Origin of the sequence: Curtobacterium sp. PhB115 (assembly GCF_003752025.1) — a bacterium.
GTDB lineage: Bacteria > Actinomycetota > Actinomycetes > Actinomycetales > Microbacteriaceae > Curtobacterium.
The window spans coordinates 259154-275538 of record NZ_RJKR01000009.1 but is presented as its reverse complement, the minus strand read 5'-3'; the positions used below and the strand labels follow the sequence as shown (position 1 = coordinate 275538).

Annotated in this window: 14 protein-coding genes; 6 read left to right on the top strand and 8 right to left on the bottom strand. The window is 71.4% G+C overall.

What is annotated here, in order from left to right:
- Window positions 1-61: 61 nt before the first annotated feature.
- A complete protein-coding gene (locus EDF19_RS14195; protein WP_123681512.1) occupies window positions 62-2725 on the top strand; it encodes a hypothetical protein in 2664 nt (887 codons plus the stop codon).
- 83 nt (window positions 2726-2808) lie between these two features.
- Window positions 2809-3780 carry a magnesium transporter CorA family protein gene (locus EDF19_RS14190; RefSeq protein ID WP_123681511.1) on the top strand — a complete coding sequence of 324 codons (972 nt, stop codon included), beginning with the start codon at window positions 2809-2811 and terminating at the stop codon, window positions 3778-3780.
- 590 nt (window positions 3781-4370) lie between these two features.
- On the opposite strand, the gene EDF19_RS14185 is transcribed toward EDF19_RS14190, so the two are convergent.
- Window positions 4371-5522, bottom strand: coding sequence for an SLC13 family permease (locus tag EDF19_RS14185; RefSeq protein WP_123681510.1), 1152 nt, complete (start codon window positions 5520-5522; stop codon window positions 4371-4373).
- A gap of 93 nt (window positions 5523-5615) precedes the next feature.
- On the opposite strand from EDF19_RS14185, the gene EDF19_RS14180 reads away from it, so the two are divergent.
- The gene (locus EDF19_RS14180; RefSeq protein ID WP_111085947.1) at window positions 5616-5807 is read left to right on the top strand and encodes a hypothetical protein; all 192 of its coding nucleotides are present in this window, start codon (window positions 5616-5618) and stop codon (window positions 5805-5807) included.
- A 114-nt stretch (window positions 5808-5921) separates the two neighbouring features.
- On the opposite strand, the gene EDF19_RS14175 is transcribed toward EDF19_RS14180, so the two are convergent.
- The 4 genes from EDF19_RS14175 to EDF19_RS14160 form a co-directional block, all read right to left on the bottom strand.
- Window positions 5922-7085 carry a mechanosensitive ion channel family protein gene (locus tag EDF19_RS14175; RefSeq protein ID WP_123681509.1) on the bottom strand — a complete coding sequence of 388 codons (1164 nt, stop codon included), beginning with the start codon at window positions 7083-7085 and terminating at the stop codon, window positions 5922-5924.
- Window positions 7086-7195: 110 nt separating this feature from the next.
- The gene (locus tag EDF19_RS14170) at window positions 7196-8110 is read right to left on the bottom strand and encodes a glycine betaine ABC transporter substrate-binding protein (protein WP_123681508.1); all 915 of its coding nucleotides are present in this window, start codon (window positions 8108-8110) and stop codon (window positions 7196-7198) included.
- 14 nt (window positions 8111-8124) lie between these two features.
- Window positions 8125-9150, bottom strand: a complete 1026-nt coding sequence (locus tag EDF19_RS14165; RefSeq protein ID WP_123681507.1) for a proline/glycine betaine ABC transporter permease — start codon at window positions 9148-9150, stop codon at window positions 8125-8127.
- Window positions 9147-10475 carry a glycine betaine/L-proline ABC transporter ATP-binding protein gene (locus EDF19_RS14160; RefSeq protein WP_123681506.1) on the bottom strand — a complete coding sequence of 443 codons (1329 nt, stop codon included), beginning with the start codon at window positions 10473-10475 and terminating at the stop codon, window positions 9147-9149. Before EDF19_RS14160 ends, EDF19_RS14165 begins: the two co-directional genes overlap by 4 nt.
- Before the next feature lie 429 nt (window positions 10476-10904).
- Here EDF19_RS14160 and EDF19_RS14155 point away from each other — a divergent pair, with 429 nt between their 5' ends.
- Window positions 10905-12437, top strand: coding sequence for an amino acid permease (locus EDF19_RS14155; RefSeq protein WP_123681545.1), 1533 nt, complete (start codon window positions 10905-10907; stop codon window positions 12435-12437).
- 77 nt (window positions 12438-12514) lie between these two features.
- Window positions 12515-12820, top strand: a complete 306-nt coding sequence (locus EDF19_RS14150) for a hypothetical protein (RefSeq protein WP_123681505.1) — start codon at window positions 12515-12517, stop codon at window positions 12818-12820.
- 4 nt (window positions 12821-12824) lie between these two features.
- Here EDF19_RS14150 and EDF19_RS14145 read toward each other — a convergent pair whose 3' ends face one another.
- Complete coding sequence (locus EDF19_RS14145) at window positions 12825-13766, bottom strand: aldo/keto reductase (protein WP_123681504.1); 942 nt, start codon at window positions 13764-13766, stop codon at window positions 12825-12827.
- A 92-nt stretch (window positions 13767-13858) separates the two neighbouring features.
- Here EDF19_RS14145 and EDF19_RS14140 point away from each other — a divergent pair, with 92 nt between their 5' ends.
- Window positions 13859-14440: a TetR/AcrR family transcriptional regulator gene (locus EDF19_RS14140; protein WP_260217194.1), complete on the top strand. Its 582-nt coding sequence runs from the start codon at window positions 13859-13861 to the stop codon at window positions 14438-14440.
- A gap of 356 nt (window positions 14441-14796) precedes the next feature.
- Here EDF19_RS14140 and EDF19_RS14130 read toward each other — a convergent pair whose 3' ends face one another.
- Window positions 14797-15633 (bottom strand): VOC family protein, encoded by an 837-nt coding sequence (locus EDF19_RS14130; protein WP_123681501.1) that lies wholly within the window; start codon window positions 15631-15633, stop codon window positions 14797-14799.
- Window positions 15634-15713: 80 nt separating this feature from the next.
- Window positions 15714-16370 carry a PepSY domain-containing protein gene (locus tag EDF19_RS14125; protein ID WP_123681500.1) on the bottom strand — a complete coding sequence of 219 codons (657 nt, stop codon included), beginning with the start codon at window positions 16368-16370 and terminating at the stop codon, window positions 15714-15716.
- Between the last annotated feature and the right edge of the window lie 15 nt (window positions 16371-16385).

Sequence of the window (16385 nt, the reverse complement as noted above, 5' to 3'; positions counted from 1 at the left end):
CGGGGGGACACGGGCGTTCGAGCGCGACGCCGGCCTCCTGGCCGGAGAGGACCCTCGAACCGTGAGCGACACCCCGCCCGTCCCACCCGTCCCGCCCGCTGGGGCCCAGTACTCCGGGCAGCAGCCCGCTGCGTACTCCGGGCAGCAGCCCGCTGCGCCGCAGACCGATGCACTCGGTCGCGCGCTGCACTCGCTGACCGGCCGTGACTGGCTCGCCTCCGTGCTCGCCGCCGTGGGCGGCTGGGTCGCCGCCTACGTGGTCGCGGCGATCTCCCTGCTCCTCACCGTGGTCGTCGCCGCGGTCGGGGGCGGCGGGTCCGTCGGCGTCGGCACCACCGGCGGGACCGGCAGCGACCTCGGGTCCGCCGCCGCCCCCGACGTGCAGTCGCTCCTCTCCGGCGTCAGCGTCCTGCTCGGCACCCCGGCGCAGCTCGTGGCGCTCGCAGACCTCGGACGCCTGCACCTCTCCGGATCGATCGGGTTCCTCGGCTCCGGCTCCGGCGCCCTCGCGGTCGTGCCCGTGCTCGTGCTCGCCGCGCAGGTCGTGCTCGCCGTGGTCCTCACACGTCGCATCCGCACCCGTGGCCTCGGCCGTACGTCGGTGACCGTGACCGCGGTCGTGTCCGGACTCGTCACCACCGTGCTCACCAACGCCGCCGCCGGCATCCTGGCGATCCGGTTCCCCGCGCAGTCCGGTGTGTCCATCGACCCCGTGCACGCGGTCGGCGTCGGCAGCATCCTCGGTGCCTTCGTCATCGGTGCGCTCGCAGCCCTGCTCGCCCGGCCGTCGGTGTTCACCGGCACGAACGTCTTCGCCGCACGGGTGCTGGGGACCCTCCGGGTCGCCGCCTCGCAGCTCGTCGCCCTCGTCGCCGTCATCGTCGTCGTCGTGATCGTCGTCGCGCTCATCGCCCAGCCGTCGTGGGGTGTGGCGCTCCCGGTCTTCATCGGCAACGTCGCCGTGGCGCTCACGGCGCTCGGCTTCTTCGGCGGCGTCGGGGTGTCCGGCCTCGGCTCGGCGAGCGACACGGCCTCGGTGTTCAGCGGTGCCGGCGGGTGGACCTGGCTCGTCGTGCTGTTCGTGCTCGTCACCTCGGTCGCCGCGGGGCTCGCACTCGCCGTCCGGCGCAACGACCGGGTCCGCGGGACGCTCGACTGGGTCGTCACCCCCGTGGTGTGGCTCGCGCTCGGGCTGCTCGTCTTCGTGCTCGGCACCGGCGTCGTCTCGTACCAGGCCACCGGGATCAGCGCGGTGGACGGTGCCGGTTCGGTCGGTGTCGCGCCGTGGACCCCGCTCGTGTTCGCGCTCTGGGGTGGCGCGATCGAGTTCGTCGCGCGGTACCTCGCACCCGTGCTGCTCCCCCGCCTCGGCGGCGGGGTGGTCCTGCGGACCTCGCGGCTCGTGGGCACCGACCCGCGGCCGGTCCTCGCGCCGAAGTCGGCGTTCCCGGAGGCCGGGTTCGCCGGTGCAGCGCCGACCTTCCCCGGTGCGGCGCCGGTCGTCCACGGTGACACTGCGGCGGCGTCCGACGCTCCGGCCGCTGGTCCGGCCTCTGCTCCGGCCGCAGCTCCGGCCGCAGCTTCGCCCGCAGCTCCGGCCTCTGCTCCGGCTGACGGCACCACGGCCGCTCCCGGTGCTGCAGCTCCTGGCGCGGCCGCATGGTCCGCAGCGCCCGCCTGGTCCGCCACGCCAGGCGTCGGCGCCGACCAGTACGGCCAGCCGGCGCAACCCTTCATCGGCGGCGGCGCTCCCGCCCCGGCCCCGATGTCGCCCCGTGCGAAGAAGATCCTGGTCCGCTCGCTCATCGCCGGTGGTGCCGTCGTGGTCGTCGTGATCGCCGGTGCCGTCACCACGAGCGTGCTCCGTGCCAACGTCTGGGGTCCTGCCCCGACGGTGAAGTCGTACGTCCAGGCCATCGCCGACGGGGACGCCGCCACCGCCGGGCGCCTCAGCGACGTCCCCGACGACTCGGCGATGCTCGACTCCGCCGTGCTGAAGAGCGCGAAGGACCGCCCCACCGACGTCCGCGTCGGCCGGGTCGCGTCGAGCGGTGACAGTGCCACCGCCACCGTCAGCTACACCCAGGACGGCAAGAACCGCTCCGGCCAGGTGACCCTCCGCCGGACCGGCACCTCCTTCCTCGTGAAGGACGAGTGGCGTGTCACCGAGCCGCTCGCCCAGAACGTCACCCTGACCGCCTCGGACGTCCTCGAGGGCGCACCGGTCACGGTCGGCGGGAAGAAGGTCGGCGAGATCAGCGACGGGAAGTTCTCGTCGCTCGCCTACCCGGGCACCTACGAGGTGAAGGTCGGCGGGACGAAGTACTTCACCGGCGGCACCGAGGAGCTCGCCGTCGGCGCCACGTCCTCCGGCTACGTCGACTTCCAGCCGACCGCCACGAAGGCGCTGCAGCAGGACGCCGAGCAGTACGTGTCGGACCTGATCGACGACTGCGCCGCGAAGACCGACCTCAGCGCACTGAGCGGCTGCCCCTGGTACGGCCCCTACGACGCCGACGGCGCCGTCCGGTACGACGTCACGACGATGCCCGAGCTCGAGGTCGAGGCCTCCGGTTCCGGCACCGTGATGGTGCAGAGCACGAAGGACGGCGTCGTGACCTACGACTACACGTCGTACTTCGGGGACAAGGAGCACGGCGAGGACAGCTTCGACGTCTACGAGTACCTGACCGTCGAGGACGGCAAGCTCGTCTCCGCCTACTGACGCCGACGCGGCACCACCGCAACACGGCGGACGACGGCCGGCCCCGGATCCCCGGGGCCGGCCGTCTCACTAGGCTGACCGGCATGGTCAGGACACGGGCGTGGCGGAACGGCAGGACGGCGGAACACGACTTCCCGGTCGACCAGATCTCCGACTTCATCGGGCACGACGACACCTTCGTGTGGGTCGACTACACCGACCCGGAGCGCGCAGACCTCGAACAGGTCGAGGGCGAGCTCGGGATCCACGCCCTGGCCGGAGAGGACGCCGTCGAACGGGGGCAGCGACCGAAGCTCGACCGGTACCGGGACAGCCTGTTCCTGGTCGTCTACGACGTCGGGGGCACCGATGAGTCGGGCGAGCTCGTGACCCACGAGGTCAAGGCGTTCGTCACCGAGCACGCGCTCGTCACCATCCACGGCGCCGATGTCGACACCACCGCCATGGAGCACCGACTCGACGCCAACGCCGACATCGCCGAACACGGTGTGCCCTGGCTCGTCTGGGCGCTGCTCGACGCCGTCGTCGACCACGCCACCGACACGGTCGAGGACATCGAACGACAGATCGACGACCTGGAGGACGACCTGTTCGAACGCGGCAGCGCCCGCGAGAAGCAGATCCAGCGCCGGTCGTTCCGGCTGCGGAAGGCCCTCGGTGTGCTCCGACGGCTGGTCGTGCCGACGCGGGACAGCGTCGCCTCGCTGTTGCACGGTGACGCGGAGACGATCGCCGACGGCATCCGCCCCTACTTCCGCGACGTCGAGGACCACCTCGTCTCGATCGCGGACTCGGTCGACCAGCTCCGCGACGCAGTGTCCAGCGTCCTCGACACCAACCTCAACCTCGCCTCGAACCGGCAGAACACGGTGATGAAGAAGGTGACGAGCTGGGCGGCGATCATCGCGATCCCCACGGCCATCACCGGGTTCTTCGGGCAGAACGTGACCTTCCCCGGCGAGGGCGCCTGGAGCGGGCTCTACGTCTCGCTCGCCCTGATCGTGGTGTCGTCGCTCGTGCTCTACCGCGTGTTCAAGGCCCGCGACTGGCTCTGACGCGCACCCGCTGACCTCGCACCGTGCGAGGTCCTCGTCCCCACGGCGCGAGGTGCGCCCCGCACCGTGCGAGGTCCTCGTCCGCACGGTGCGAGGTACCGACCACCGTGCGACCCCGCGAGCCCCGCACACCGGGCGGAACCTCGCACACTGCGGCCCGCGGCCCTGGACGCACCACGCGCCAGGCCGGAGGCGCCGTGCCGGGCGTGCGCCGGGCCTCCCGTCCGCACGGTGCGAGGTACCGACCACCGTGCGAGCCCGCGAGCCCCGCACACCGAGCGGAACCTCGCACACTGCGGCCCGCGGCCCTGGACGCACCACGCGCCAGGCCGGAGGCGCCGTGCCGGGCGTGCACCGGGCCCCCCGTCCGCACGGTGCGAGGTACCGACCACCGTGCGAGCCCGCGCGCCCCGCACACTGAGCGGAACCTCGCACACTGCGGCTCGCAGCCCTGGACGCACCACGCGCCGCGCCCCCGTCCGCACGGTGCGAGGTACCGACCACCGTGCGAGCCCGCGAGCCCCGCACACCGGGCGGAACCTCGCACACTGCGCAAGCCCGCCCGCAAGCGCCCGCGCGCGCCCAGCGCCCTACAACGCCAGCGCCACCACGCCCGCGACCACCGTCAGCGGCGCGGCCACGCACCCGAGCGCCATGTACTTCCCCCACGACAGGCGGACGCCCTCCGCCGAGAGCCGCGCGTGCCACAGCAGTGTCGCGAGCGAGGCCCACGGCGTGATGAGACACCCGGCGTTCACGCCGATGAGCAGCGCCGCGTACCGCAGGGCCTCGTGGCCGGCGGCCGGCTCGAGCACCAGGTACGCGGGCAGGTTGTCGATCGCGTTCGCGGCCAGGGCACCCGCCCCGCCGAGGAGCAGGAGCGGCCCGGTCCCGGTGCCGTCGCCCAGTGCTCGGACGATCGGGTCGGTGAGCCCGGTGCCGTGCAGCGTCTCGACCACGACGAAGAGCCCGGCGGCGAACAGCAGCGTCGACCACGGCACCCGCGACGGCCGGAGTTCCGCCGGGGACCGGAACGCCGCGACGACCACGAGCACGACGGCGGCGGCGACCGCTGCGATCCAGACCGTCACCCCGGCGGTGAGCGCCACGACGAGCGCGACGAGCACTCCAGAGGCCGCCCAGAACGACACCGGGTCGCCGGGTCGGCGCACCGACACCGGCGTGTAGCGACCGAACAGCTTGCCGCGGAACACCACGAGGAGCACCGCGCAGGGCACGACGACCCCGGCGACGGCCGGCCACGCCATCAGGCCGGCGAAGGGCAGCGGCCCGCCGAGGCCCATCCGGTCGACGGCGAGCAGGTTCGTCAGGTTCGACACCGGCAGCAGCAGGGACGCGGTGTTCGCGAGCCAGACGGTGGTGAGTGCGAACGGCATCGGCGGCAGTCCGACCCGGCGGGCGAGCGAGATCACGATGGGGGTGAGGAGCACGGCCGTGGTGTCGATGGACAGGAACACGGTGCAGAGCACGGCGAGGACGACGACGGCTCCCCAGAGCCCGATGGTCCGGCCGCCGCCGACACGGGCGGCGACGTCGGCGAGCCGGTCGAACACGCCGGCGTCCGCGGCGAGTTCGGCGACGATCGTCAGTCCGAGCACGAACCCGAGGACCGGCAGGACCCGCTCGGCCAGGACCCCCAGGTCGTCGAGCGGCAGCAGGCCGAGCGCGACGCACACCGCGCCGATGACGAGCAGCACGGCTCCGATGACGGCCTGACGCACGGGCGTTCCTCCACGAGTGCGCCGGGCAGGGTGTCCGGCGGCGCTCCAATGTACTGACCGGTAGCGTTGGCGGCACGACGACAGGAGGCCTCTGTGCGCAAGTTCATGTTCAACGGTGCGGTGTGGAGTTCGCTCATCAGCGGCTACAGCGTGCTCCAGACCACCCGCCAGGGACCCCGCGACTGGCGGCTCGCCCTGACGTGGGTCGCGTGGATCGCGACCACCATCGTGGCGATCGGCACGGTGGTCGAGGACGACCGCGCCGTCAAGGCGCGCCAGCCGTAGGTCGCGAACGCGACCACCGAGACGACGGGAGGCCCGTGGCGGATCCGCCACGGGCCTCCCGTCCGTCGTCAGTCCCGTCCACAGCACCGGGTTCCGCAGCGGCGGACCCGGCCGTCAGCGCTCCGCCGGCGGGATGTCGGACGTCTGGATCGGGCCGGTGAAGAGCGCCGCGCGGTCCTCCTGCCCCGGCGCGAACAGCGCCGAGTCGGCGGCGGTCGACGCCGTGCGTCGTCGCGGCGCCGTCTCGTCGACCATGAGCACGCGCTGGATCGGCAGGGCGTCGGGGTGGGTGCGCTGGATCCACTCGACGAGCTCTTCGCGGATGTAGCAGCGCAGGTCGAACAGCGACGGAGCGTCGTGCGAGGTCGCGAGCACCCTGACCCGCACGTACCCCTGCACGGCGTCGGTGACCTGCAGCACCTTGACGCGGCGGTCCCACAGCTCGGTGCGGTCGAGGATCCGGTCGAGCTCCTGGCGCATCTCCCCCGGCCGCACCCGCCAGTCCAGGTCGAACTCGACCGCGCCGAGCAGTTCGCTGTTGGTGCGCGTCCAGTTCTCGAACGGGGTGCTCGTGAAGTACGTCGACGGCAGCACGAAGCGCCGGTCGTCCCACAGGTGCACGACCACGTAGGTCAGGGTGATCTCCTCGATGCGCCCCCACTGCTGCTCGACCACGACGACGTCGTCGACGCGGATCGACCCGGAGAACGCGAGCTGCATGCCCGCGAAGACGTTGCCGAGCGTCGACTGCGCTGCCAGACCCGCGACGACGGAGATCAGTCCGGCGCTCGCGAGGACGCTCGCGCCGGCGGCCTCGACCCCGTCGAAGGTGAGCAGGATCGCGCCGACGGCGATGATGACGAGCACGGCGACGGTGAGCCGCCGGATGATGAGGACCTGCGTGCGGATGCGGCGGGCCTGCCGGTTGTCGGGGACGTCGATGCGGAACCGGTGCAGGCCGAGGTCCTCGAGGAAGATCGCGATCTGGCACGCCAGCCAGCAGCCGACGGCGATCGTGACGATGAGGAACCCGTGCACGACCTCGTCTCGCCACGGGTACGCGTCGGCGTCGCGCGGGACGCTCGAGGTGAAGGCGATCCAGAGCAGGACCACCAGCAGGACGGTGCGGAACGGGTGCTTCGCCCGCCGGGAGAGCACGCCGGCCCACCGTTCCCGTCGCGCGATCGTCCGGAGCACCAGGTGCAGGACGATCGCGGCGACGGCGGTGATGAGGAGGGCGAACCCGATCGCGACGAGGAGTCGGAGGAGGATGTCCATCCCTCCATGCAAGCAACGGACGACGGTCGTCGTCCAGGAACGCGACCACGGGACGGACGAGGCCCGGTGTGCACGACGCGCACCGGGCCTCCAGGCCGTTCCGAGAGCCGCTACTTCGACGACGTGAGCGAATCCACGTAGTCCTGGTGCTCGGACGCCCACTTCGCGGTGATCGCGGGGTACTCGCTGGTCTTCGCGCCGCTGTTCACGAGCGCGTTCTCGAGCGAGTAGAGGGTGTCGGAGTCCATCGCGAAGTGCTGCATCCACCCCGTCGCCGTCGGGAACTCGTCGGCGATGTCCTTCTTCGCGATCGTGTGGATCTCCTCGTTCTTGCCGAGGGCGCCCTTCGGGTCCTTCAGGTCCTTGATCGGGAAGGCGTCGTACGCCCAGTGCGGACGCCAGAGGGTCACGACGACGTCTTCCTTCTTCGCGATCGCGGCCTTCAGGTCGGCGAGCATCGCCGGCGTGGAGCTCGTCACGAAGTCCATGCCGTCGAGGCCGTACTGCGGGATGACGTCGTCCTGCACGACCTTCGTCTCCCCGGCAGCCGGTTCGATGCCGACGATCTTGTTGCCGAAGTCGGACGCCTTCGCCTTGAGCTCGTCGATCGAGTCGATGTCGGAGTACTCGGGCACGGCGAGTTCGAGCGACGCCTGCTCGTTCCAGGCGCCGAGGTCCGTGAGGTCCTTGCCGTACGTGTCCATGTACTCCTTGTGCGTGTTCGGCAGCCAGGTGTCGAACACGACGTCGTAGTCGCCGGACGCGAGCCCGGTGTACGCGGGAGCGACGTCGGAGTTGGTGAGCTGGACGTCGTAGCCCTTCTGCTCGAGGACGTACTTCCAGAGGTAGCTGGCGGCGGTGTCCTCGTCCCAGCCGTTGAAGACGACGATGTGCATCGACTTCTGGTCGCCGTTGTCGAGCGTGCCGGAGGCGCCGTAGTAGCCGGGCGGCATGCAGGCGGACAGGCCGACGGCGGTGGCGACGGCGAGGACCGCCGCGGTGAGCGTGCGCTTCGTGCTCTTCATGGGGTGGTCCTTCCTCACGCGGTGGTCGTCTGGGGCTCACGGTCCGCCGGCGCGGCCGGCGGCTCCGTGGTGGCGGCTGTCTGCGCGGACGCGGCGGTCTGCGCGGACGCGGCGGTCTGGGCGGTCCTGGCGTTCGGTGTCGCGGTCGCGGTCGTCCGCTTCCTGCGTCCGAACAGCCGGGAGGCGCGGCCCGAGTCGCCGCCGAACGCTGCGGTCAGTCGGTCCAGCAGGATCGCCAGGACCACGACCGACAGGCCGGCCTCCGCCCCGAGTCCGACGTCGATGCGGTTCAGCGAGGCGACGATCTGCTCGCCGAGGCCACCGGCCCCGACCATGCCGGCGATGACGACCATCGACAGCGAGAGCATGATCACCTGGTTGACGCCGGCCATGATGCTGGCCTTCGCGAGGGGCAGCTGGATCTGGCGGAGGATGCGCCACGGGCTGGAGCCGAACGCGGCACCGGCCTCGACGACCTCGCTCGGGACGCCACGGATGCCGAGCTCGGTGAGCCGCACACCCGGGGCCATCGCGAACACGATCGTCGCGACGATGCCGGGGACGACGCCGACGCGGAAGAGCAGCAGCGCCGGGATGAGGTAGACGAACGCCGGGGTCGTCTGCATGAAGTCGAGCACCGGCCGGATGACGCGACTGGCACCGTCGGACCGGGCCGCCCACACGCCGAGCGGGATGCTGATGACGACCGCGAGGCCGGCGGCCACGACGACGAGCGCGAGCGTGTCCATCGCGTTCGTCCACTGACCGACGCTCACGATGAAGAGCAGTCCGATCGCGGCGCCGAGGGCGAGCTTCCAGCCCTTGGCGACGAAGGCGAGTGCGACGAGGACCAGCGCGACGACCCAGAACGGCGGTGTGGAGAGGAAGTACTCCATCCACGCGTCCATCCAGGTGAACACGTAGCGGACCACGTCGAAGAAGCCGGACAGGTAGGTCGTGATCCAGTCCACGATCGCGGCGACCCAGGTGCCGAGGGGCAGGTGGAAGTCGCCGAAGGAGTTGGTACCGGGGGTGATCATGCGTGGTCTCCTTCGGTGGTCGCGGCGAGGGTCGAGTCCATGTCGGAGTCGGAGATGCGGGTCACCGGTTCGAGGACCGGGATCGGCATCGTCGCGGTCGGCACGTTGCCGAGGGCGGCGAGCAGGGTGACGCGCGGGACGACCCCGAGCAGGCGATCCTCGGCGTCGACGACGGCGATCGGCAGCGGCGACTCGACGGCCAGCTCGAACAGGTCGGTGAGTGCGGTGTCCGGGGCGACCCGGGCGTACTCGCTGTTCACGATCGCGTCGAGGTTGGTGTCACCCGCCTTGACCTGACGCATCACGTGCCGGTCGCGGACCCAGCCCTCGAGCTTCCGGCCGCGGCCGGTGACGAACACGGCGGCGGTCTGCAGGTCGCGCATGGTCCGGAGTGCGCCGCGCGGTCCCGCGGTGAGCGGCACGACGGCGCGGGCCGGCTCCATGACGCTCGAGGCCGTGAGCACGCGGGCCCGGTCGACGTCCTGCACGAACTGGGCGACGTAGTCGTTCGCCGGGTCGGTGAGGATGTCCTCCGGCGAGCCGATCTGCACGATGCGGCCGTCGCGCATCACGGCGATCCGGTCCCCGAGGAACATCGCCTCGTTGAGGTCGTGCGTGATGAAGACGATGGTCTTGCCGAGCCGCTGCTGCAGGTCGACGAGCTGCTCCTGCATCTCGCGGCGGATCAGCGGGTCGAGCGCACTGAACGCCTCGTCCATGAGCAGGACGTCGGTCTCGGCGGCGAGGGCTCGGGCGATGCCGACGCGCTGCTGCATGCCGCCGGAGAGTTCGTCGGGCTTCGCGTCGGCCCAGACGTCGAGGCCGACCAGGTCGATGACCTCGCGGGCCTTGGCGAGCCGGGTGGTCTTGTCGACGCCGTTCACCTCGAGCCCGTACGCGACGTTCTCGAGCACGGTGCGGTGCGGCAGCAGGGCGAAGTGCTGGAACACCATCGAGACGCTCGAGCGGCGGATGTCGCGGATCTCCTTGGCGTTCGCCTTGGTGACGGTGCGGCCGCCGATCTCGACGCTGCCCGCAGTGGGCTCGAGCAGGCCGTTGAGCATGCGGATGAGCGTCGACTTGCCGGAGCCGGACAAGCCCATCACGACGAAGATCTCACCGGGGCGCACGTCGAACGAGGCGTCGATCACCGCGGCGGATCCCTGGTCACGGACCTCGTCACGGGTGGCGCCGGCGGCGAGCCTGCGGACGGCCTCGCCGGGGCGGCGGCCGAACACCTTGTAGACGTCGCGGACACGGACCGCTGGTACGTCGGTCGGGTCCGGCGCCGTGGCCGGCCGGGTCTCGGGTGGTGCTGTGGACAACTGGGCTCCTCGCGACGCCGCGGCGCATGGCGCACCCGCGGCGACGGTGTGGTTGCGAACGGGTCGTCCGGCACCGTGCGCACGGCCACGTCGAGCCCGCGCAGCAGGCGCAGGGCGAGCGATCACGCACGCGGGGACCACGCTCGGGGCGGTCCCGGTCCGGGCGACCGTACGGTCGCGGCGCTGCTGGCCGCGGACGCGTTCTGGTCGTCGTGTCCCCCGCCATCCGGCTGTGGGGACGTTCAAACGTAGCGGGGTCCTGTCCCCCGGTTCCAATCGACGTCCGCCGGAAGTCCGGCAACGCTGTCCCCCGGCCCCGGCGTGTCGCCCATGGGCACGGCGATCGCGATCGTGACCGTCTCGTTACAATTCAGGTCGCTCGCAGGTTTGTGTGCCGCCCCGGTTCCGTACACCTGTAGCGTGGCGCGCATGACAGCGCAGAACGACACGGGGACCCCCGCGCCCGCGAACGACTTCTCGCACGAGCAGGAGGGCTACCAGCACGGTCTGAAGCCCCGGCAACTGCAGATGATCGCGATCGGCGGTGCGATCGGGACCGGACTCTTCCTCGGTGCCGGTGGTCGACTCCACTCCGCCGGACCGGCCCTGGCGGTCGTCTACCTGATCGCGGGCATCTTCGCGTTCTTCATCCTGCGCGCTCTCGGTGAGCTCGTGCTCCACCGTCCGTCGTCGGGCTCGTTCATCTCCTACGCCCGCGAGTTCTACGGCGAGAAGTTCGCGTACGCCGCCGGGTGGATGTACTTCCTGAACTGGGCGATGACCTCGATCGTCGACACCACGGCCGTCGCGCTCTACCTGCACTACTGGGCCGGTCCCCGTGCGATCCCCCAGTGGGCACTCGCCCTCGCGGCGCTCGTCGTCGTCCTGGCCGCCAACCTCGTCGCGGTCAAGGTGTTCGGCGAGCTCGAGTTCTGGTTCGCGATCATCAAGGTCGCCGCGCTCGTCGCCTTCCTCGTCGTTGCGCTCATCTGGCTCTTCTTCGCCTTCCCGGTCGAGGCGGGCGGCGAGGCCGTCACCACCGGGTTCGGCATCTGGGCCGACAACGGCGGGTTGTTCCCGACCGGGCTGTTGCCCACCGTCCTCGTCGTGCAGGGCGTCGTCTTCGCCTACGCCGCGATCGAGCTGGTCGGCACGGCCTCGGGTGAGACGCAGAACACCGAGAAGGTCATCCCGCGCGCGATCAACTCCGTCGTCCTCCGCATCGCGGTGTTCTACGTCGGCTCGGTCGTGCTCCTGTCGCTCCTGCTGCCCTACACGGCCTACAAGGAGGGCGTCAGCCCCTTCGTCACCTTCTTCTCGTCGATCGGCAACCCGGACGTCGGCCGGGTGGTCGGCTCGATCATGAACTTCGTCGTGCTGACCGCGGCGCTGTCCTCGCTGAACGCCGGCCTGTACTCGACCGGTCGCGCCCTGCACTCGATGGGCATGAACGGCTCGGCTCCGAAGTGGACGACGAAGATGTCGAAGGGCGGTGTGCCGTTCGCGGGCATCCTGCTCACCTCGGCCTTCACGCTCGTCGGCGTCATCCTCAACCTGTTCGTCCCCGAGCAGGCGTTCGAGATCGCGTTGAACATCGCGAGCCTCGGCATCGTCACCGCGTGGGGCACGATCATCCTCTGCCAGATGCGCCTGCGCGCCTGGGCGAAGGAGGGGCGCGCGAAGGAGCCCTCGTTCAAGCTGCCGGGCGCCCCGTACACGGCATGGCTGACGCTCGCGTTCCTCGTCACCGTCATCGTGCTCATGGCCATCGACTACCCGATCGGCACCTACACGATCGCGTCGCTGATCATCGTGATCCCGCTGCTGATCCTCGGCTGGTTCCTGCAGCGCGACCGGATCCTGCGCATCGCCTCGCTCCGTTCCGGCGTCACCGGCCCGTACCCGGTCACCGGACGCGACCCCGCCAACCAGGTGCGACGCGAGGACGACAGCAAGGAGTAGTCGCCGCCGGTGTCCCGAGAGCGCAAGGGACACCGCGGGCACACGGAAGGGTCCGGACTCGTCGGTACGATCGGCGGGTGCCGGACCCTTCTGCCTCCCCCACGCTCGACCTCCAGCTGACCTGGCGGGGCAGCTTCGGACGGGTGCGGGTCTTCCCGGACCGCGTGGAGGCCGAGACCGACCACGAGCGGGACGCGCTCACCTCGGTACCGATGGACGCGGTCCGCGGCTGGCGCCTCGGACCGTGCGACGTCGACGCCGTGTGCGTGGAGTTCGTGACCGAGCAGGAGACCTACCGGGTGCTGCTCGACACCTCCGACGAGCGCGTCGCCGGCCTCGCGATCCGGTCGGTGCTCGGCCCGCCGCTGCCTTCTGGCTCCTGACGGGTCACGGCCACCGGGGTCGTGCCACCTCGTCCGTGTCGCCCTCGGCCGTGTCGCGACGGTCCCACACGGCGTCGAGCTCGGCAGTCTGCTCCGGCGTCGGGCGGATGGTGCCCACCGCGACGTTCTCCTCCAGGTGCGCGACGCTCGACGTCCCCGGGATGAGCAGGACGTCCGGTGCGTGTCCGAGGAGCCAGGCCAGCCCGAGCTGCGCCGTCGTCACACCGAGCTCCGCCGCGATCCGCGCCGCGACGGGTTCGTCGACGACCTTCGGCAGCCCCGGGAACGCCCCGCCGAGCGGGAAGTACGGCACCCAGGCGACTCCGTGCCGCACACAGAAGTCGAGCAGCGGCTCGTGCTCGCGTGCCACGAGCGAGTAGGCGTTCTGGACGCAGACGATCCCGGCTGCGAGCCCCCGCTCGAGCGCTCCGGCCGACACGGCGCTCAGGCCGATGCCGGCGATGAGGCCCTCGTCGCGCATCGCCGTCATCTCGGCGAGCTGGTCGTCGAGGTCGACGAGCTGCTCCCCTTCGGCGATGAGTCCGGGGCCGACGTCCGCGCGTCGGAGGTTGACCACGTCGATCCGATCGCGGCCGAGGCCGCGCAGGTTCGCGTGCACCTGAGCGCGGAGCTGTTCGGGCCGCTGCGCCAGGGCGAGGGGCATCGGTGCGTCGACCCGGACGGCACCCACCTTGCTCACCACCACGACCTCGTCAGACGTGCCGAACGCCCGTCGGATCACGTCGTTCGCGGTGGAGTCGCCGTAGAAGTCGGCGGTGTCGACGTGGTCGACGCCGAGGTCTCGCCCCCGGTGGAGCAGGGCGACCCCCGCATCGCGGTCCTCGGCGAAGCGTTCGAGCGCCATGGCGCCGTAGCCGATCCTCGCGACCGTCCGGCTGCCGAGCCGGTACGCGCCGCCCGGACGCTCGGTGTCGTGTTCCTGCATGCTGGCCTCCGCTATCCTCGATGCAAGCGGAGGACTCTCCGCTTCAACCGATCATAACCGGAGGAGCCTCCGTTTTGTCCAGTACGGAGCCTGTGACCGAGCAGCCGCGCCGCCCCAGAGCCGACGCGGCCCGGAATCGTGCGCGCCTCGTCGAGGTGGCACGGGCCGCGTTCACCACGCACGGCGAGGACACGTCGCTCGACGGGATCGCCCGAGTCGCAGGGGTCGGCATCGGCACGCTCTACCGGAACTTCCCGACCCGGCAGGACCTGGTCGCCGCCGTCTACCGTGCGGAGCTCGAGGATGCACTCAGCACGGTGGACACGCTGCTCGAGAACAGCCCCGCCGCGACGGCGTTCCGGGCGTTCGCGCAGCGGTACGCCGCGTTCGTCGCCACGAAGCGCGGCCTGGCCGAGACGGTCCGCGTCGGCGCGATCCGGGGGGCAGCCGAAGCCGCGGGCACTCGGGATCGGGTGAACGCGGCTGTCCAGCGCTTCCTCGACGCCGGCGCACTGGACGGCTCACTGCGCGAGGACGTCCCGGCGGACGACGTCACAGCGGCCTTGGTCGGCATCCTACTGACGACGAAGGACACGCCGGACGACGGACAGACCGATCGCCTGCTCGACCTGTTGCTCGCCGGGCTCCGTCCGAGCACGGCGAGAACCGCCTGACATGAGGCGTACCGGTATCCCACGTGTTGCCGTTCGCCGAACACGACGTTAGCCTCGACGACACCGAGGGAGCTGTCGCTCCCGGAACGATCCACGAGGGGTGCAGGATGTCGTCGTCGATGCGGAAGGCGCTCACGAGCGTGACGTTCGCGATACTGGTGGCCGTCGCCTTGCTCATCGCGAGCTCGGCGTACTTCGCGACCGCCGTGGGCACCAGCCACCAATGGGTGAGTGCTCTCGCCAACGGCATCGCCGCAGGTGGCGGAGGCACGTACGTCGGCACGATGGCACGACGCAGGCGCAGGCTCAGGCGACGCCGACCCTGAGCCCTGAGCCCTGACCCCTGAGCGCCGGACTCAGTCGGACGACGGCACGAACTGCGTCACCCGGAACGTCGCACCCTGCGGGTCCCGCAGCTCCGCGGCACGCGTCCACGGGCCCTCCCACGTGCCGAGGAGCGCTCCGCCGAGCCGCTCGGCCACGGCAGCGCTGGCGTCCCGGTCGGCGACGCTGAACGACACGTGCCAGTCGTCCGGGCCCTCGTCCAGCCGGGCCAGAGCGCCGATGACGTCCGCGAACCCCTCCGGTGCCCCGGCCTGCCGCTCGCGGATGTCGGGGTCCGACGTCGCCGCGAGGTGGTCGCCGTACCCGGGGAGCCGGACCATGGCGGTCGGTCCCTCGTGCATGTCGGAGACCTGCCAGCCGAACAGCTGCTCGTAGAAGCCCATCGCCTGCTCGGGCTCGGTGGACCGCAGGTCGCTGAAGACCCACCCGCCCGGCGCGTTGATGTGCTGGGAGCCCAGGCGGTCGCGTGCCTGCCAGAGCGAGAACGCGGCACCGCGGGGATCGACGCAGTCGACGCCGCGCCCGGCGGACCCACCAGGGCCAGCGTCCTGCGGTGGACCGGCGGTGCCACCCAGCTCGACGACACGCGCGGCCACGGCATCCGCGTCGTCGACGGCGATGTACGTGGTCCACGCCGCGGGATCGTCGCTCGACGTGATCGCCCCGACGTCGCGGCCGTCGATGCTCGTGATCCGGTAGGAGCCCGGCGCCCCCGGCGGCATCCGCTCCTCGGACTCCCAGCCGAACAGCGCGGTGTAGAACGCCCCGGCAGCGTCCGGGTCGGGGTGCCGGGCCTCGATCCAACTCGGGACGCCCTGCGGGTAGGTCCTGGGTGTCTGGTCGGTCATGGTGCCTCCCACGTCGCCGGCGTTCCACCGGATGCCCCAGGTCTACCGCTGGCCACCGACCGTGGCACGGCGCGGAGTGGTCAGTCGTCGGTGTCGACGCGGTCGGTGACGACGTCGCCCGACCCGGCGTCGATCCGGACACTGTGCTTCGTGCCGGACGCGTCACGGACGTCGCCCTCCCAGACGACCTTCCCGAGGTGGTCGTCGAGACCGAGCTCGGTGATGGTGCCGGCGTGCAGGTCCTCGACGGCACTGACGGCGTCGCTCACGTCGAGGTCGGCGGCTGCGGTGAAGCGCTCGTGCTCGGCGCGGTCGTCGGCGTCGGCGGTCTCGGTCTGCGGCGTCCCGGTGACCGAGGTGCCGTCCGCGTCGGTGTGCACCTCGTGCTCGGTGCCGTCGGTGGTCACGACGAGGACCTCGAACGCGGAGCCCTGCTGCTCCTGCTCGACCGAGATGACGGTGCCGGAGCCGACGGACTTCCTGGCGGTCGCGACGGCGGCGAGCAGTGCTTCGTTCGAGGCGGCCGAGGCGGCCGTCGCGGTGGACGACGGCGCGGTGGTGGTGGTCGTGCCGTCGGACGAGCCGGAGCCGTTCCCGGCGCCCGAACCGTCGGACGAGCCGCCGGCCGAGCAGCCGGCGAGGGCGATCGCAGCGGCCAGCGGCAGCGCGGCGAGGCCGGCGACGCGGCGGACACGGCGGGCGGTGGTGACGGTGGAGGTCTGGGTGCTGAGGTTCATGCCGTCAGCATGCCG

Excerpts from the sequence above, each read along its gene's own strand:
- EDF19_RS14125 (WP_123681500.1), bottom strand. The coding sequence starts at position 16,370 with ATGAACCTCAGCACCCAGACCTCCACCGTCACCACCGCCCGCCGTGTC.
- EDF19_RS14175 (WP_123681509.1), bottom strand. The coding sequence starts at position 7,085 with ATGGACATCCTCCTCCGACTCCTCGTCGCGATCGGGTTCGCCCTCCTC.
- EDF19_RS14130 (WP_123681501.1), bottom strand. The coding sequence starts at position 15,633 with ATGACCGACCAGACACCCAGGACCTACCCGCAGGGCGTCCCGAGTTGG.
- EDF19_RS14190 (WP_123681511.1), top strand. The coding sequence starts at position 2,809 with ATGGTCAGGACACGGGCGTGGCGGAACGGCAGGACGGCGGAACACGAC.
- EDF19_RS14165 (WP_123681507.1), bottom strand. The coding sequence starts at position 9,150 with ATGATCACCCCCGGTACCAACTCCTTCGGCGACTTCCACCTGCCCCTC.
- EDF19_RS14145 (WP_123681504.1), bottom strand. The coding sequence starts at position 13,766 with ATGCAGGAACACGACACCGAGCGTCCGGGCGGCGCGTACCGGCTCGGC.
- EDF19_RS14155 (WP_123681545.1), top strand. The coding sequence starts at position 10,905 with ATGACAGCGCAGAACGACACGGGGACCCCCGCGCCCGCGAACGACTTC.
- EDF19_RS14170 (WP_123681508.1), bottom strand. The coding sequence starts at position 8,110 with ATGAAGAGCACGAAGCGCACGCTCACCGCGGCGGTCCTCGCCGTCGCC.